Source organism: Chryseobacterium shigense (assembly GCF_900156575.1).
GTDB classification, from domain to species: domain Bacteria; phylum Bacteroidota; class Bacteroidia; order Flavobacteriales; family Weeksellaceae; genus Chryseobacterium; species Chryseobacterium shigense.
In genome coordinates, this window is record NZ_FTNY01000001.1 from 571,372 (window position 1) to 590,055 (window position 18,684).

7 protein-coding genes are annotated in these 18,684 nt (G+C 37.5%); 2 read left to right on the top strand and 5 right to left on the bottom strand.

Annotated elements, in window-relative coordinates; all coding sequences use genetic code 11:
- Window positions 1-3 precede the first annotated feature (3 nt).
- Entirely contained in the window at window positions 4-1,485 is a 1,482-nt protein-coding gene (zwf, locus tag BW964_RS02695; RefSeq protein ID WP_076505417.1) for a glucose-6-phosphate dehydrogenase, read from the bottom strand.
- Between the two features lie 11 nt (window positions 1,486-1,496).
- A complete protein-coding gene (gene gndA, locus BW964_RS02700; RefSeq protein WP_076504469.1) occupies window positions 1,497-2,915 on the bottom strand; it encodes an NADP-dependent phosphogluconate dehydrogenase in 1,419 nt (472 codons plus the stop codon).
- 567 nt (window positions 2,916-3,482) lie between these two features.
- Between gndA and lpxD the strand changes: the two genes are divergently transcribed.
- The gene (gene lpxD, locus BW964_RS02705) at window positions 3,483-4,475 is read left to right on the top strand and encodes a UDP-3-O-(3-hydroxymyristoyl)glucosamine N-acyltransferase (RefSeq protein ID WP_076504470.1); all 993 of its coding nucleotides are present in this window, start codon (window positions 3,483-3,485) and stop codon (window positions 4,473-4,475) included.
- 119 nt (window positions 4,476-4,594) lie between these two features.
- Here lpxD and BW964_RS02710 read toward each other — a convergent pair whose 3' ends face one another.
- A complete protein-coding gene (locus BW964_RS02710; RefSeq protein WP_228432022.1) occupies window positions 4,595-6,397 on the bottom strand; it encodes a POTRA domain-containing protein in 1,803 nt (600 codons plus the stop codon).
- Window positions 6,398-6,797: 400 nt separating this feature from the next.
- Between BW964_RS02710 and BW964_RS02715 the strand changes: the two genes are divergently transcribed.
- Window positions 6,798-7,175, top strand: a complete 378-nt coding sequence (locus BW964_RS02715) for a DoxX family protein (protein WP_076504474.1) — start codon at window positions 6,798-6,800, stop codon at window positions 7,173-7,175.
- A gap of 354 nt (window positions 7,176-7,529) precedes the next feature.
- Here BW964_RS02715 and BW964_RS02720 read toward each other — a convergent pair whose 3' ends face one another.
- Both BW964_RS02720 and BW964_RS02725 read right to left on the bottom strand, forming a co-directional pair.
- Complete coding sequence (locus BW964_RS02720) at window positions 7,530-7,889, bottom strand: hypothetical protein (RefSeq protein ID WP_076504476.1); 360 nt, start codon at window positions 7,887-7,889, stop codon at window positions 7,530-7,532.
- Complete coding sequence (locus BW964_RS02725) at window positions 7,889-18,679, bottom strand: polymorphic toxin-type HINT domain-containing protein (protein ID WP_084175527.1); 10,791 nt, start codon at window positions 18,677-18,679, stop codon at window positions 7,889-7,891. The genes BW964_RS02720 and BW964_RS02725 overlap by 1 nt, the downstream gene beginning before the upstream one ends.
- Window positions 18,680-18,684: the final 5 nt, after the last annotated feature.

The following is an 18,684-nucleotide window of genomic DNA, read 5'->3' on the forward strand; positions in this document are numbered from 1 at the left end:
GTTTTATACCCAGTTATGCCCCTGTCTTTCAACCAGCGCAATGCTTTCTTTCGGTCCCCAGCTTCCTGCTTCATAATTTGGAAAAGAGGAATCTTCATCGTTTTCCCAGGCTTCCTGTATTGTTTTTACAACATCCCATGCTTCTTCTACCTGATCTGAACGCATAAATAAGGTAAGATCCCCTATAAGCGCGTCCAGCAGCAATGTTTCATAAGCTTCAGGAGTATCTTCCTGACAGGCGAAATTATCAAAGATCATCTCCACCGGTTTCAAAACTAATGAAAGACCTGGTTTTTTTGCCATAAACTGCAGTCTGATATCCATCAATGGCTGAATATTAATAATCAATCGGTTGGCTGACAAATGTTGTGAGCTTTCTGAAAATGTGGAATTCGGAAGCGGCTTAAACTGAATGGTGATATAGGAATGCTTTTCTTTCATTTTTTTTCCGGTACGAACGTAGAAAGGAACTTCCTGCCATCTTTCATTATCAAGATAGAATTTTACTGCTGCAAAAGTTTCTGTATTGGAATCCCGGGCAATCCCGTCTTCCTGACGATAACCTTTAGCCTCTACCCCGTTGATCATCCCTTTTCCATATTGACCTCTTACCGCATAATGATCAACCTGATCAGCTGAAATCCTACGAATGGATTTAAGGACATCTACTTTCCGGTCTCTGATTTCACCCGATTCCAGAGAAGCCGGCGGCTCCATTGCCACCATACAAAGAATCTGTAATAAATGATTCTGAATCATATCCTTCAATGCTCCCGTCTGCTCATAGAAAGCACCTCTTGTTTCAACACCTACTTCTTCAGCAACCGTAATCTGTACCGATTCTATATGTTTATGGTCCCATAAAGGTTCGAAAATAGAATTGCCAAACCGGAATGCCAATATATTCTGTACCGTTTCTTTTCCAAGGTAATGATCAATACGGTAGATCTGTTCTTCCTCAAAAGTCTCTGCCAGTAAGCTGTTCAGCTCTATTGCCGACTGTTTGTCATGGCCAAAAGGTTTTTCAATGATGATACGATCTTTTTTGGCATCAGAAGCTAATGACGTATTCTTGATATGATTGGAAATCGTGGACACAAAATTAGGCCCTATTGATAAATAAAATAATCTGTTGCCCCTCGTTCCGTATACGGTATCAAAATCCTCTAATTTCTGATACAGATTCTTGTAAGAACTTTCCTCATCCAGCTGATGCTGAAAATAAGTAATATGGGCCTGAAAACCTGCCCAATCTTCTGAAGTTACTTTTTTTCTTGAGAAATGCTCAAGATTTTCTTTGATGTAATTTTTAAAATATTCGTTGGTATTATCTGCCCTTCCCAGTGCTAAAATATTAAAACCTTTAGGCATTCTGCCATCGATATATAAATTATAAAACGCCGGAAAAAGTTTTCTTTTTGCCAAATCTCCTGTCGCACCAAAAATTATGATAGTCGTTGGCTTCAAGACTTTATTGTCATTCATTGTTCCGGATATTAATTTTTTGCAGTTTCCCAAGAAGTATGAAAAACCCCTTCTCTGTCGATTCTCTGATAAGTGTGTGCTCCAAAATAATCCCGCTGAGCCTGAATAAGATTCACCGGAAGGGATTCTGTGGTGTAGGCATCAAAATACCCTAAAGCGGTCTGAATGCCCAGACCTGAAATTCCGTTTGAAGCAGCAAAAGCAGCTGTTTTCCGTAATGAACTGATTTTTTCATTCACGATCACTGCAATATCTTTATTAAGTAAAATATTCGACAGATGAGGATCCTGAGTATATGCTGAATAGAACTTTTCCAGCAAAACGGAACGGATGATACAACCTCCTCTCCAGATTTTCACGACATCTTTTAATGGAATCTGGAAATCATATTCTTCAGAAGCTTTCACCAATAAAGCCAAACCTTGTGCATAGCTGATCAGTGTAGCCAGATATAAAGCGTCTCCCACTTCTTTAATGAATACTTCTGTATTTTGCGGGGTTGAGATTTCATTTTTAGGATATAGCTGAGAAGCCTGAACTCTCTCTTCTTTATAGGCTGATAAAATTCTTGACGTAACGGCAATATCAATCGTAGGGATAGAAACACCAATCTCCATAGCTTGCTCAGAAGTCCATTTTCCGGTGCCTTTTGCTCCCGCTTTATCTAGAATCTGATCGACAAGATAGCCGTCCGTGAATGAATCTTTCTGTTGGAAAATATCTCTGGTAATCTCAATGAGAAATGAGTTCATTTCCCCATTATTCCATTCTCTGAAAACTTCGTACAGCTGTTCGTTATTTAAATTGGCTCCTCTTTTTAACAAATCGTAAGCTTCACTGATGAGCTGCATAATGGCGTATTCAATTCCGTTGTGCACCATTTTCACATAGTTTCCCGCGGAATCTTTCCCCATGTAAGCGGTACAAGCCTCATTATCTACTTTTGCAGAAATGGCTTCCAGCATGGGTTTAAGAAGATGGAAAGCTTCCAAATCTCCTCCAGGCATAATGCTGGGTCCCTTTCTAGCTCCTTTTTCTCCTCCGGAAACTCCCATTCCCATAAAGTGGAGATTTTTTGATGCTAAATCGGCAATACGTCTGTTGGTATCTTTGAAGTAAGAATTTCCTGCATCAATAACAATGTCTCCCTTGGTCAAAAGCGGGGTAATGCTTTCCAGAACGGCATCTACAGGCTTTCCTGCAGGAACCATCAGAATAATTTTCCTGGGAGTTTCCAGGGCAGATACAAAATCCTCTAAAGTACCTGTACCTTTCAGTTTCATCTCAGATGTGGCACCCTCCTGTAGTTCTTTTATTTTCTTATCATCAAGATCAAATCCTGCAATAGAAAAGCCATTATCAGCGATATTATAAAGAAGATTCCTCCCCATCACTCCGAGACCAACCATCCCGTAATTATATTTATCCATTTTTATTGATATTTATATGAATTCTATTTTACGGAGTATAAAATTACGGAAATGCTAATGAGTAAAAAAATAAAAGAACGGAAAAAATTTCCAGCCTGTTTATATATTGTTCATTTATAACATAATAGCCTGATGACATATTCATAATAATTCAGATGTTTTTTTACATCGGTCACGGAAGTATTTGCTTTAATAAGGTAGTTTAAATTTTTAAGGCTTTGTGATTCCTTCTTGCTTTTCTCTGTCGAATTGTTATTCGTACTATTTCATCTTGTTCAAAAGCTTCCTACTCCTAATTTTAAAAAATGAAAACTCAGAAGAATTTATTTGTTTATTCAAGTCAGTCCGAGACTGTTAAAATGAAGAATCTTATGTTAACAAATCGTAAATTTAAATACTTAGCAAGTAAAATAATAATTAATTAAAATAATTTCCTTTTTTTAACGTTATATTTGCATATTTTCCGGACATAGGCCAACAATTAAATCTTATCAACTTCCTATTTAGTTTACGGTAATTTTCTGCATAAACATTTGATCCTGACACGGATCACAAAAAACAATCCTTATGAAATTATTTTCAGTATTAGAAATCAACACGTTACTAAAAGGTTATATCGTAGGTAGCACTTCGCATTCCGTTTCCTCTCCGGAGCAAATAGAACTTGCCGGTAATCACCAAATTACTTTTATAGGCAATAAAAAGTATGAAAAACTTTGGGCCAACAGTAAAGCTTCCGTAGCTGTTGTGAATAACGACATTTCCATTGAACCCGGCACAAACAGAGCATTTATAAAAGTGAATAATGCTGATCTTGCCATGTCTCAGATCCTGGAATTGTTTGCTCCTCTTTACCCACAGTTTGACTGCGATATTCACCCTTCAGCATCGGTACATCCAACTGCGATTGTAGGTAAAGGTACCCGTATTGGTGCAGGAACTTATATAGGACCTAACGTCCAGATTGGTGACAATGTAACGATTTACCCTAATGCTACGATTCTGGATAACAGTATTGTGGGCAAAAACAGCACTGTTTGGAGCGGTGTTGTGATCAGAGAAAACTGCCAAATTGGTAGCCATACGATCCTGCATCCCAATGCAACAATCGGCGCTGATGGTTTTGGATTTACGCCATGTCCTGAGAGGGGATTGGCTAAAATTCCACAAATAGGTAATGTTATCATTGGCAACTGGGTGGAAATTGGCGCGGGTGCTTGTGTAGACCGTGGTAAGTTCAGCTCTACGATTGTCGGTGATGGCTGTAAGATTGATAACCTGGTCCAGATAGGTCATAATAGCGTATTGGGCAAATTTTGTATTATGGCGGGCAATAGTGGTCTTGCCGGTAGTGTTACCTTGGGCAACGGTGTTATTATTGGCGGAAGCGCTTCTATTAAAGATCACGTGACCATTGGCGATGGCGCTACTATAGGGGCAGGATCGGGTGTTGCAGGTGATGTACCTGCGGGTAAGACCTATCTTGGTTACCCTGCCGCTGAAGCGCGTACTACCCTGAAACAATGGGCTGCGCTTAAAAAACTTGCTGCCAGCAGTTAAGTTTTTTAAATAAAGAAGATATATATAATAAATACATACCCTACAATCTAACAGCTCCATTGGACATCCAATGGAGCTGTATTTTTTATATGCAGACGAACAACCTTTACAGGCAATGATCAGTTTCCAAAATTCACAAAATGAGGAATGTCTGTCGCAAAACTATTCATTGGAAGAATATTATTCCGGTTGCTGTTAAAATCAAAAACGGAATTATTATCAAAAGGAACGCGAGGATAGTAGGTGAAAGAAATTTGAATTCTGTTGAAAACCAAAAACGGATTATTGATTAATACCCCTACTCCAATTTTTGTATTGGCAGTGGTTTTCAGCAATTTGTCATCAGGCATTCCCAACCAGCCTACTGCCGCAGTTAAGTAAGGACTGAAATGGAAATTTTTCCAGGTTTTATTAACAAAAAGCTGAAGCTGATATCTTAAAACCAATTTTTTAGTCCCGATATAATCTGAATCGAAAACAGGAAATTCGTCTGTCGCAGAAAGATTAATTCTGTCTTTATAAGAATAATTATGTTGTGGATTTCCCAATGCTAAAGTGGGAGAAAAGAAGTGTCTTGCTTTGGCAAATTTCCAATCCATAAGATTCGTAAAATAAGTTCCCTCCAGGCGAAAAGACTCACGATTCGGGCTGTCTTCATTAAAGAATCTTCCAAACTGAGCTTTCACATTGAAATAGCCCAGCTTTATAAAATCACCATAAGACGCAGAAAGTCCCACATAAGGCTTCACGCTGTTACTTCTGGACAAAGCTCCAGCCGTTAAGTTGACTGAACTACCGTAAGCAATATCCTCCGGCAAATCATACTGGAAAATATTTTTCTGAACCGAGAAATTTCTGTGAATATATCCTATCGACATCAGAAAACTGCTGTAAGAGCTAAAATAGTTATACTGGTCTATTCCTGGACTGTCTTTGTACTGATAGTTCTGAATTCTTCCGATCAGGGCAATATTACTGTTGACCCTCTCTTTTGAATCTGATGAAACGGGAATTTGATATCCACCCCACAAATCCTGGCTGTATACCTTGATCTGAACTTCCGGAAATTTGGTATCGGTCTCTATCGGAAGTAAAACATTTCGCATAAAATATTCAAAAGTAAGTCCACCGGCCCATTTCGTCAACGGTGAGAAGAAATCTCTTCGGAAATTGAAATTGATTCTTTCATTTTTCAAAAAATCTCTTTCTCCCAAAATCTGAGCATTGATGTAAGAACCAAAAAGGTTGTACGCGGTATAGCTTCCCAAAAGATAATCCTGCTTTTCTTTAGAATCGTTTCTGTAAAGCAAATCTAATTCGTGTCCTAATCCCAATACATTTTCTTCGGTCACTCCCAGACCAATCTTACTTCCTGAATAACTGACTCTCGGCTTTAAGCTCCATGAATCGAGGACTTTCACCACGACATCAATAGAATCTTTTCCGGAAGCACTGTCTGAGACGCTGATATTAACCCTGTTGATAAAGGGCATAGCTCTGAGCAAACGTTCGGATTCATAGAGTTTTTGAGCATTATACTCTTCCCCTTTTTTAAAAAGCAAATAATTATTAACGGTCTTATCTCTTGTATTCGCATGAAGATGATTGGTGAACCAATCGTACCATTTGGTTTTCTCTTTTTTATCTTGCGAACCATATCCAAACGGGTCAATGGTTTCTATCCGGACATTTCTGATGTGTTTTCCATTATAAGTCTCCTGCGACAGTTTCTCCGTTGTTGTTCTTACGGATGCAGAGTCCGCTTCCCTACGGAATATGAAACGGTGAATGAATTTGGTCACCTTCGTCTTATCTGAGAAATTTTCTATTTTATAATAGAGTGAATCTTTTTTCTCCTGTGCATTGAGAAGGATAAAGCCCCCTAAAAAGAAAATTAAAATTGCAAAAAGCTTGTTCATCATAACCAAAGAATTCGATAAAGCTTTTCATATCAATTTATACGCCAATAGGGATTAAAAACGAGGTTTTAACGGAAAAAAATAAACCAGATACCACAGCTGAATTCTTATTTTTCATATCACCTTTATGAGTAATCAACTGAATATGAAATTATTTTATATTGAAAACTCAATATTTTTGATTTATAAATGGTTATGAATCATTTAAAATATGATTAATGGAATCATTCATTATACAGACTTCATTTTTTTGGTCTTATTATTGAATAAGTTTTACTACCAATTCAGTTTGTTGGGTTTCGATCAGTTCAGAGGATTCCAAGAATTCCTTACCATACTTATCCTCCATCTCAATAGAATAGTCAGCAACTGAAATAAAGCTTAATCACTAAATAATACGATTATGGAAACTAAAGAAATTTCAAGAATTGCTCTTGGTACATTTTTGATCACCGCAGGTATTGGCCATCTTACTTTCGCTAGAAAAGAATTTCAGGCTCAGGTGCCGGATTGGGTTCCTTTAAAGAAAGATGATACCGTTATCTATTCAGGAATAGCAGAAATACTTCTAGGTACGGCCATTATTGCCACTCCAAAAAAACACCGGAAAACTGTAGGTAAATTGGTCGCCACATTTTTTGCTGCGGTTCTACCCGGAAATATTGCTCAGTATAAAAACAGAAGAGATTCTTTTGGCCTTAATACCGATAATCAAAGAATGGCGAGACTCTTCATGCAGGCTCCCCTGATTGCATGGGCGTTGAAATCTACGGATGAGTAAAGCCACAACAAAAGAGATTCCAAGATCGCTTCTTTTTGAAATAGCTGAACCTTATATCTGAAATTTTTTTAAAAAAAAACGGACCAATCACCTATTATCTTCCTGAAAGGTAAATGTAAGGAATACCGCATCTATTTTGGACACCAAACGGTGACTCAAGTTGCTGTATTCAGGTGAAAAGGTAAAGGAAATTAGTCCTCCGAATCTGCAAGTCTGCTCTCCATACACTGGCTTCATGCAAAACTGCTAATGCTAATGAACTTTTGAAATAAAATAAAAAACGCTAACATCTAAACAGTTAGCGTTTTTCTATTGACAGGTACGGATTATAAATCTACAATATCATTATTATGATCAATCAACATTATGAATAAAATCAACCGTCACAAGTTCAAAATCAAGATCATATGACATTTCAGCCTTAAATTTATCCATTAAAAGCAGCCCAAAACTACTGTCAAAATTTCCTACAATGATATTGACCTGATAAGGCAAAAAAATCTGATTCTGATATTTTTTTAAGATGAAAATCTCACTAATACTTATAGTATCACTTTCTTCTATTTTGTGAATTTTAAGTGTTTCAGTAAATTCATGAACTGAAGACACATTACATCCCTCTATATAATCTAGCAGATCTTTTGTTAATTTTTCAATACTAAATATAGATTCTATATCTATAAAAAAATTATTATAAAACTCGTTTTTGATCATTATTTTGGTTTAACATAAAGTTCTTTAAATACAACAGTCTTAATGGTCTTAGTGTTTTTACCACTTCCAATAGTAACAGACTCATAATCTCCCAAAAGTCTATATTTGCCATTTTTACTATTAATTTTCAACTCATACATATGTCCATTAATACCTTTTCCTTTAAGTGGTTTAATGCCTGCACTTCCCTTTTCATTTGTTACAGTTCCTTTCTCCATTGCAGCTAAAAACTCTCCCAGTAAAGCTTTATCTGTTTTCATTAACTTACTAAAAAGTGATTTCCTTATCCATCCTGTACCACAATCATTATGGGCTAAAATCTCTTTTTCAGAAACATAATAATTATGATTTTCTTCTACTTCAAAGTTATAAACTTTTTCAACCTTATTTTGGCTTACTATAGAAACAATCTTTAAAAATTTTCCTTCTTTACTGTACAACTTATCATTAACATTCAAGTTTTTTGCCTCTATCCACTTTCCTTCTATATAAAATGGATGCTCTGGTGTACATTCAATTTTTAATTTTTTTGTTTTAATTACTATTATTTCGGATGATACATTTGTCGAAAGCGTTATCACTTTCTTTAATTCTTTTTTGTTGTTTACTTCATCATAAGACCAAACTAAATCTCCTTCTTTAATATCTTCGATTTTTTTTAGTCCCTCAGATGTAGAAATCAGCGTTCCGGATACGAAACATAATTTTGTTGCTACTCCTGTTCTAATGTTAGCTTTTCTTGTTACATACAATAATCCAGCAGTTCCAGCAACATATCCCCATCCTTCTGGAGTTTGTAAAGCTTCACTAGCATCATCATATGCTTGCCCATTTGCCAAATAACTTCCTGTGCTTTGTGCTTGATCATTCATCTCACGAGCTGTAGCAATCATCTCAGAAGGAGAGCCAAAGTTCATTTTATACGAAGTTTTAGCTTGCCATTTTAATGATTCGTAAGCATCACCGACAGATCTACCAACTCCTATGAAAAATTTAGTTATGGTTTCTCCTGCTTTCGTAAGATCTTCAATTCTTCCACCTCCTGAACCATAGCCGAGGGCAGGTGATAAAGTCTGTTTCCCATTGGGGTCTACATATGCAATGGGATTTTGATAGGTATAAATATATGGGTTTAAGTTCCCCCAAAAATAGACCCCTCCATTATGTTCTCCATCTCCATAAAACTGGGTTTCCATTACAGGATTGTAGACTGCCAAAGGATCTACACCATACCAAATACTCAATCGTGGGTTAAAGTATCTCGCTCCATAATAATAAAGCCCTGTTTCGCTGTCTAATTCTTTCGCATTAAACTTATAGGGGTTGACGTAGGTCGTTGGTTCCTGCTGCTCTACCATGGTCTCTCCAAAAGGTAAATTTAAGAAAAACTGCGTAGGTTCCGCATATTCATTGGTAACATAGGTTGCTGTGCCTAAGTGGTCGCCATGCAGGTAATAAATACCACCTACAGGTGCCGGAGCTCTGGCAAATTCCTTCTCTATTTCCGTTTTTTCATAGCCAGCTTTTGACAAATAGGTTTTGAAGTCGGCATCAGCGGCGGATTGTTTATCTTTAGGATCCGCACCTTCTTTGCTACCCGCAGATGTTGCCTGTCTGCTATTGAAAAGACTACCCACATCGGCAAGTCTGCTTGCTATACGTTGGCTTCCTGCAAAATAATGCTTGGTAAGCATACCATCTGATGTGTACACAGCATAAGGGTTAGGATACACTTTAAAGTCATTAAAATGAATACCATTATCTATCATCTCACCATTTTGGTACAGCTCTGTATCCTTACGAAGATTTGCTTTGATGGTGCGTTCCCCTTTGTCGTCATATACATAATACTGGAATGAACCTATTTCCGGCGTATGTACAGCCCGTAGCCTATCCTGCTCATCCCAGAAAAAATCAGTAGGTCCTGTTTGAAGCGTTGTATGACTCACCACATTTCCGTTGCCATCATATTTAAAATACTCTCCATTTCCAGTATTACTATCTATAATTCTTTCTACCATGTGAGTACCATCGATATAGGAATACCTATTTTCATAAGTATTATTCACGTTGATTATCCCGTCCTGCTCATGATGCTGTCTTTTGTTTTCTATACCGCTGCCCATCTTATAAGATAATTCGGTATTATACATCGAGGTTATCGTTCCTACAATTGGATTAGGTGGTAAACCTTCTTTTCGTCCTGGCGCAGCGTTACCTGAAGATCTTATAAGCCTGTTCAGAGTATCATACTCATAATTAAAAGCATAGTTTCCTCCAAAGCCGGTATTGGTTGTCTGGCTGGTGTTCTCAATTCCTATTATATTGCTTGCGTAATCATAGTGGTAAGTACCATCCAATAACGAATTACTGTTAGCATCTACCAAAAGATGGTTTTTTAATCTTCTCATACCCGGTTCGTAGGTAAAGGTAGAAGATGTATCATTACCGAAAACAATATTTGTACGCTGCTCATAATGATCATACTTAATCGATTTTACATATTCATAACCATTTTCATTGAATATTTTTTTTAGATTTCCACCTAAATCATATTCATATTGTACAATTTCGTCATCGGGATATGTAATATTTAGGATTCTGTTCCAATTGTCATATCGATAGGATGTATTGAAATGAAGAGTAGGCATATAAAATCCATAGATAAATCGATCTTCATTATTAAGTTCACCCATTTTTCCATACTGGTAAGATGATACTCCTGTTCCGTCCTGTTTTTGAATGATTCTACCGGCAGAGTTTCCTGTTGTGCCATAAGTATATGATACATTTGCAGGATTTGAACCTGTTGGGATATCCGGTAGGTCGATGTTTGTTAATCGGTTGTAAGAATATTTATAATGGATAGGAGTACCTCCGTTATTGTTAAGATTGTTGTTTAAGACATGGGTAAGCTGTCCTGCTTTGCTATACGTGTAGGAAGTCTCACCCCGGTCTGGATGGGCCTGACTTATTCTTCTTCCCCCCATATCATAGCTAAAGCTGGTTCCCAAACCTTCAGGATCCACAACATTCATGATCTCCCCTATTTGGCTGTACGAGAATACTGTGTTTAAAACCTGTCCCGGCAAATGATTTCTTGTTTCTACGGTTTTCCCTTCAGCATTGGCGAAAACTTCTGTTCTCAGCTCTGCTGATGCATTCTGCATTTGGGTCGTTTCTGTTTTAAATGTACTGTTCTCTATGAAGAATTTGTTATCTACAGAATTACCGTCTTCATCGGCAGAAGAGACTGTTCTGTCTTTATAATCATAACCCGCATAAGTAAGGTGCTGAGAAAGTGTGAGGGTCAGTTTATTATTTAATGTTGCATTTTTATTTTCGAAGACCGGATGGTATTGTACAAGCGTTCTTCCCAAATTGTCATTAATCGCCCTTCCTGAAACCGACATTTTTTCTTCGCCGTCGATCTCTATATCTTTTTTCACCTGTATAACTTCACCTGTAACGTCAGCAAAAGAAATGGTTTCAATATCGTTATTCGGATGATACGGATCAAGATGCTTTGTTGTTGCTGTGAAAAGATATAATTTGCTTCCATTACTCTGTGTCACCGGGGTATTGTAATAATCATAATTAATGGTATTAACCTGTGCCTGCCAGTCATTAGGACTAATTATCCTAAGCGGTCTTCCATATCCGTCATGCTCATAGCTCATTTTATTACCCGTAACATCGGTAGATTCTAAAACCGTATCCATCGTAGGGTCATAGGTAGCATAAGAAGACAGGTTAAAAACAGGATCCTTTACCTGAATTACATATTTACCCATAGGATCATAAAAATATTCCAGTTGGGATCTTTCATTAAATTCATTAGGAGGATACTTAACGGTTTTTATATTTCCAAAAGGATCATACGTAATATCTGTTTCAGCAATCTCTCCTGAGGTAAGCCAGACTTTAAACTTAGAAATATCTCCGGTATTGAAATTTGTAATCTCTGTTGAGCGTTTACGCAGCGGATTTACAGAACCTGTTCCCGGATACACTGTGATCGTGCTAGGAACATTCAATATATTATTGAGATTCGTATGATAAGCAATCACACTGTTATAGCTTGAAGACGGACTTGTGTACTGGTATTTGGTAAGCTGCCCTTTGTTATTATAGAATAGCTGGCTTTGTGTAGAAATTGAATTCCCGTTTTCGTAACTGGTTTTAGTGGAACCAGACAATAATACGCGGCCCATTTTCTTACCTTCTGTTCCGCCCACATCATAGGTTTCAAACTGAGTGGAAGGCAACTCTATCAGCTCACTAATGGTCTGATTAAAATTATAAAGTTTATAATTGTTTACAGCAGAGGACAACAGATTGGATGTCCCTGCTCCACCATAAATTTCTGTAGACTTTAATAAACCGCGAACAAAATAATTTTGATTATAAAAGTTTTGAACAGTTGTACGATAGATTGTAGAATTATCTGACATTTCGTATATCTTAACTTTTCCAAATCCATATTTCTCGCGTTCTCTTCTGTCGTATCTTGAATTTTCATAGTCAAATCGTCTGATCATATCTTTGCCACCTGTACTCAAAGTATAGGTTCCGGAGAAAGCATCAGGATTCGGCATGGTTACTTCTGACATTACCAGCTTTGCCTGCGGATCGTTGTAGGACGGTTTAGAGAATCCGTAGTTAATCGTAAAAGCGGTCCCAAGATTTACAGGTGTAGAAAGACTGTAGGACTCTGCATATGATACTTTTTTAAGCTTATTGGTCTTTCCGATCTGGGAATAGTATATTTTTAAGCCATCATTGGTATTAACCACAAGATCAGGAAGGCCATCGCCATTAACATCTCTTAAGCCCTTATTGATTTCAGATACTGACAATCCTACGTTTGCAGTAAGATCTGCTCCGAAAGGTTTTAAGTATAAAAGTGTAATACCAAAAATTGTAATTGCCGGTATATTAATATAGAATCCTCCGTTTAAGTTGGCATAACCACTGTGTGTTTTTGATTCTTCCGCAAGGCTGACATTCAGGCTCTGAGGATTACCAAAGCGATTTCCCAGATTGTATTTTACATTGGTCTGTCCGGTATTTTCATCTACCTGGACAATATCAACCAACCCATCACCATTTACATCAAGAAATGATCTTTTTGAAGTAGCGCTGGAAGATCCTCCGCCAACCCCACCAGAAACAGCGATCCCCAATTCAACTCCCTGAACTGCATCAATGACAGAGTTGATACCTCCGCCAATTCCAAAGGATGAAGAATGTACAGGTTTTGACACAGGCCCTTCAAATCCGGCAAATGATCCTGTTGATCCTGGAATACCGCCATTAACCAACCCGGTTCCAAAGTTAAGTTTGTATGAGTTTCCTTCAATTTTATCCGGCAAACCGTCACCGTTTATATCCATCCAATATTCAGTTGTCTTATTGTATGAGTTCGGATAATTGGATGAACCAACATTCATAGACCATGAAACAGATGTATCTCCGATTACAGGACCGTATCTCCCCACCGACTTGCTTCCTGATGCCCCAAATGCCTTAGATTTCGAGTTCATAAAGTCGTCTGTTCTTGTAATCACTCTGTCGATTCCTTCGATACCACTTTGTGCTCCTTTCAAGCCTCCTAAAATACTCGTTTGCTGGGATTGTCCACGATACAGCATATCAGGATAGTTATCCCCATTCACATCAAAAAAGTCCTGTGTTTGGATATTTCCTATATTTCTCAGCTCTGAAATAGAATTGGTGAAATTGAGCCCGATGGCTATTCCCGCATTTTTTGTTTTAGACTTGCTTTTCTGTTTTTTAGAAATGGCAAACATTCTTGTATTAGGGTTGTTGGCGACTTCAATATCATCAGTATCGGTATCACTATCTAAAAACGGAGAGGTTGGCGTTTCATCATCTTTGAAACTGCCTTTTTTTGAATATTGCTCATGAAACAGCTGATTAATCCATTTATGTTCTGTTATCTTTTCGGTTTTATAAGCATTTAACGGTGTGAAAGGAGATGCTGCACCAAATACCTGATTATTGGCATAGTTATTTTGAAAATCATTGGCAAGCTGATCTCCCATACATTCCCCGTATTGTTGCGCATTGGTAATCCCTGCACAAGCTGGAAAATTTAAATTAAACTGAAAAGGATTTTCAAGCGTTGCATCATTAATTAATGCCCCATACTGATCTTTAGGGGTATTGGGATTGGTAGTATAGGCCGGGGCGGTGTTCCCGCTAGGTCCTGTCGGGATAATGATACAGTCGTTTTCCTTGCGTGGCTCACAACCGGGAGTCAACGGAGGTTGCTGATTCGTACTTCCTGGCCCAGGAACAATATCCTTCGCTTCATTATAAAGGAATTGCCCCCAGTTGTGATAAACCGCACTTATCCCGTTGTACTCACCCGTATTTATTGATGTTTCGGTGGTATGATTTAAAAGAGAGTTGCCTGACTGATTGTAAATGTTAAAAATATTATTGTTCAGCTGCAATTTAAGGGCTTCATAGGCAAGTCTGTCTTTATTAGTGTCACAGAAAATTAAGATATTCAGTTTTTCCCGATCATCAATTGTACCCACCGTAGGATCACCATGATAAAAAGGTATTGGGTCGTTACCACTAATGAGGTTATGATCTATTGTAAACTCTTTTAAGGTACCATTAGATATTTCTACAATTCTTTTATCAAGAAAAAGCCCCTTTTTCTTGATCACGTACATAAATCTACCGGAAACCGAAGGACTAAAGCTAAAATTCTTATTAATAGAAATAGAATAATCATCGTTACCCGATGGTAGATTATTTAAAGTAGAAATATCAAATTTATTTTTCAGGTCTCTGATATGATAAGACGGATATTGTGCCACAGCATAGTGTCTGTGGGAGGCATTAGGATATCCTTCTACCAAAATATCATTCCATTCAATTTCTTTATTGATGTGTGAATCTGTTTCTACCAAGAATTTTAAATGCCATGATTCGTCCGGATCGTTAAGAGCCGGTACGGAATAATTAAGATCCACCGGAGAAACGGTTACAGGCTGTCCGGGAGATGGACCCAGGATTTCTTCATAAATGACATTGCTGATCGTCTGCTGATTCTGTGCAACACTGATATCTTCCTTAATGAGAACGATAGAATATTTTACTCTGTCGGATAGTGTAGGTATTGTAAATTCAGGAATCGTAATATGAATATGAGCCGGTTCAGTAAATTTAAGTGATTTCGTCAGATTATTCAAAAAGAATTGATCATCATAATTTGTTTGATTAGGCCAATATCCATCCTGTTCCTCAATAAATTCATCGTGTAGCGGGCTTCCAATATTATCGGTATAGGTAACGATAGGATTGGTGTTGACAATATAATTCGTTCCGGATCTTTTGTGTAATCTGAAATATATTTTTTCACCGGACTTCACATAAATTCTGGAAGAATTGGCTACTCCCAGTGGTGTTCCCGGATAACTATTATACTGACGTATCGAAATACCCTGACTTGCAGTACTGGTAAGCTCCTTTAAATATAATCGGCAATTTTTTGAAGCAATAGCAGGGTTTTTAATCTCTATCGAATAGACCGCTTTCGCAGAATTATCCTGACCAGGCTCAATAGCCACTTCATCCGAAATTTCTACAAATCCGTTTTTCGGGGCAATCCAAACTTTGACTACGTCATTTTTAGGCTTTACAGGGTCAATATCATCAGGATCTTCAGGCTCTGTATAGGGCTGAGGATCATTATCAGTGATGACCATATTTTCCGTTAAATCACTGGTAATAACCATTTCCTGAACATTTCCGTTTCTTCGGTTAAACCATACTTTATCATCTTTAATGACATCCGGTAATCCGTCAAAATTGGCATCCATCATATAAATAGGAGTCTCATTTTCACTTTCGGAATTAATATATGAAAAATCAAATCCTATTTTAAACCAGTTAAAAACAACACTTCCTCCCAGATTCCATGTTGTCCCTTTTGAATAAGAAAAATTACTGTTTAGATTTCCTACCGGCTGCTGTGCACTGTTAAATACCAGTTTCCCATTACTATCAATGCTTCCCGGAATCAACTTAATACCATTATCGCCATTTCTTTTGCGATATAAAATATCTGATATGCCATCACCATTGAAATCTACTAACTCCTGCCCTCTTTTTATCCGAGGATATGAAGCACCGCCAAACAGGGATAGCATAAAGTTTTTCACTCCTCCCAATTGAGGTCTGAATAATGCCAGACCACCTCCTGTTCTCAAAGACCATCCCCATTCAAAATTATTATCTGCACTTATTTTGGAAGGGGTTGTTATGGAACTTACAACATCAGAAAAAGCGTCAGTATCAGGAGTTGCCACAGTTGTAGCAGCCCCGAAAACTGTACTATCGCTATGGTATTCAAAATTATAGTCAAATGCTGCACCATCGGTCCTTGGATTCACGACCTTCAGTTGCATTTTGCTTAGAACGCTTTTCTGAAATATCCCGGGATTATAGGTAAAATTATAAGACCTTATATGGAGCTGCTGGTTATTCGCATTTTTAAAATCAACATTTATTTTGGTAAGTAAATAAGGCTCTATTCTTTTGAGGATGCCTTTGGTATTAATCTGTTTATCCTGTCTTGGAGTATCATTAAAAAATGTTACAATATAAGGTCCTTTCTGACCATTCCTTCCGGAGTAAAAGATTTTATCAATATGGAATACCCATCCCGCATTAAGGTTCTGATCATCTCCTGTAAAGTTATTGATGGATTGGTTTTTATATTCGTAAATAATGTTATTTCCATGAACATCCTCCGTCTTCCATATTCCCCATTGAATGATGTTTCCATTGTAATTCTTCAACACGGCATTGGGGACAAGCGTAGACTGATCACCACCATAAAAAGTTTTTGTACCGTCTGGAGAAGTAATGATCCATCTGTAGTCCGATGGACTGCTTCCGTACCTTTCAATTTTAGTAAAATCGTGATTTTTTCTTATATAAAAAGTTTTAGATCCTGATCCGTTTCTGGTCTGTTGAGTGGTATCAAATGTCCCATTTGGATTCACTTTATTATGTCTGTGAGGCAGATAACCATCAGGATATATTAACATTTCTCCATCGATTGAGTAGAGTTCAGTTTCCTGTCCGGCTGTAAAAGCCGGAGTTCCCCATCTTGTATCTACCAATATAGATGATAAGCCTCCAATATTCCAGCCTTCTCCCATCCAGCCATTTCCGCTTCCACTGCTATAGTTAACAGATAAGGAAGGCTGCATCCCCGAAACACCTGCCGGCAATATTAATGGATAATTGATATTTGCATCTCCTGTCTGACTTGCTGTAGGAGCTTCCATCAAGGGAGCACTCACGGGATTTGCAGCTTTCAAACCACTGATCGTAGTTGGTTCAAAAGAATTAAGCTGTGGTGATTCAGGAACTGAAATAACACCATTGATATAATCACCTTCACCCTCACCCTGAAATGTTATCGTTTTATTTTTCTCATCTACTTCTGCCGGTCCTGCTATTTTCCATTGTCTCCTGCCATAGTCAAATGAAAAAACCTTGATTTCTTTGGGAGAAAACAATCCCAGTCTCTTTTCATCATAAGGAATGGTCATCTTAACTTTTTTATTCAGCTTTCCTGAAATTACAGAAAAACGATACGCTGATTTGTTCAGTGTAACATTTTTTAGCCCGTTGGAGACAGAAGGAATATCTTTTTCTCTCAGTTTTAAAACTTCAATATAAGCAGCCTCAGAGGTCTCCTTTTCTATTTTCAAATTTAAATCTTCATACTGAATATCAAATTCTCTGTCATTGGAAATTGTTAATCCTTTGGAATCGAAATAATTATTATTTGAGACTTTAAATGATTTTGTATCTGCAGGAATCTTGTATGATTGAGTCATTCCATGAGCTGTTATTGAAAAATTTCCAGTCAGTTTATCTTTATCTGATAACTGAACTATTTTTTCAAACTCTCCATGTTGAGTACTAAAGTCAGTACCGTTAATATTCAGACCTGTTGATAATTTGCTGAATCCTTTTACATATAATTGATCCCCGGACAACATGGAATTCACAGCCAGTTCACCAGATGCTTTTTTAGTTTTTTCAAAAACGATCTTCAGATTTTTAACCTTATATTTTACACCATCTCCAGGAGCGGTGAACAAAATGGTATTGCGTCCGTTTTTAATAAGCTCCGAACTTAATTCTTCTTTCTGATGGCTCCAGGCTGCATGAGGCACAATAATTTCACCACCCATTGCCAGATTATGATTAATAGATCTTGGTACAGACTGGTGCGAGGCTAAACCAAACAGATCATATTCTAGATAAGCACTGGTATTTTCCTTATGTAAGGCAGGAATATCAATGGTAAAGAAATTATCTGAAATCCTGTCCTCTTCCTGATCTGAAAATACTCCAACCGTCCCTTCTTTTTCTTTAGCTGAATAAACGTTCAGGATATCCGGAGTCTTTTCTTCAGAATCGAATTCTAAATCAAATGCATGATTTAAATTTAAACTCTCTGAACCAACATACGCATCAGAACCTGCTGAATGCTGATCTTCATTTTTTATATCAGCCTGGATTTCAGGAATCACTTTATCTGAATAAGGGGCTGGCTGGTCTATTTCCTTTTTATCGGTCAGCTTGCTCATCAGGTGTTTTCTCCATTCCCGAACTTTATACCGGTCTTCTTTTGTAAAGCTTGCGAAAACAAACATGGTTGCAAAAAAACACACGATTAGGGCTGACTTCTTTCTAAAAGGAAGTTTTAATGATCTTATTTTCATGATTT

Bases quoted from the DNA above. Each gene is read 5' to 3' on its own strand.
- BW964_RS02710 (WP_228432022.1), bottom strand. From the start codon at position 6,397: ATGATGAACAAGCTTTTTGCAATTTTAATTTTCTTTTTAGGGGGCTTT.
- BW964_RS02715 (WP_076504474.1), top strand. From the start codon at position 6,798: ATGGAAACTAAAGAAATTTCAAGAATTGCTCTTGGTACATTTTTGATC.
- BW964_RS02720 (WP_076504476.1), bottom strand. From the start codon at position 7,889: ATGATCAAAAACGAGTTTTATAATAATTTTTTTATAGATATAGAATCT.
- gndA (WP_076504469.1), bottom strand. From the start codon at position 2,915: ATGGATAAATATAATTACGGGATGGTTGGTCTCGGAGTGATGGGGAGG.
- zwf (WP_076505417.1), bottom strand. From the start codon at position 1,485: ATGAATGACAATAAAGTCTTGAAGCCAACGACTATCATAATTTTTGGT.
- BW964_RS02725 (WP_084175527.1), bottom strand. From the start codon at position 18,679: ATGAAAATAAGATCATTAAAACTTCCTTTTAGAAAGAAGTCAGCCCTA.
- lpxD (WP_076504470.1), top strand. From the start codon at position 3,483: ATGAAATTATTTTCAGTATTAGAAATCAACACGTTACTAAAAGGTTAT.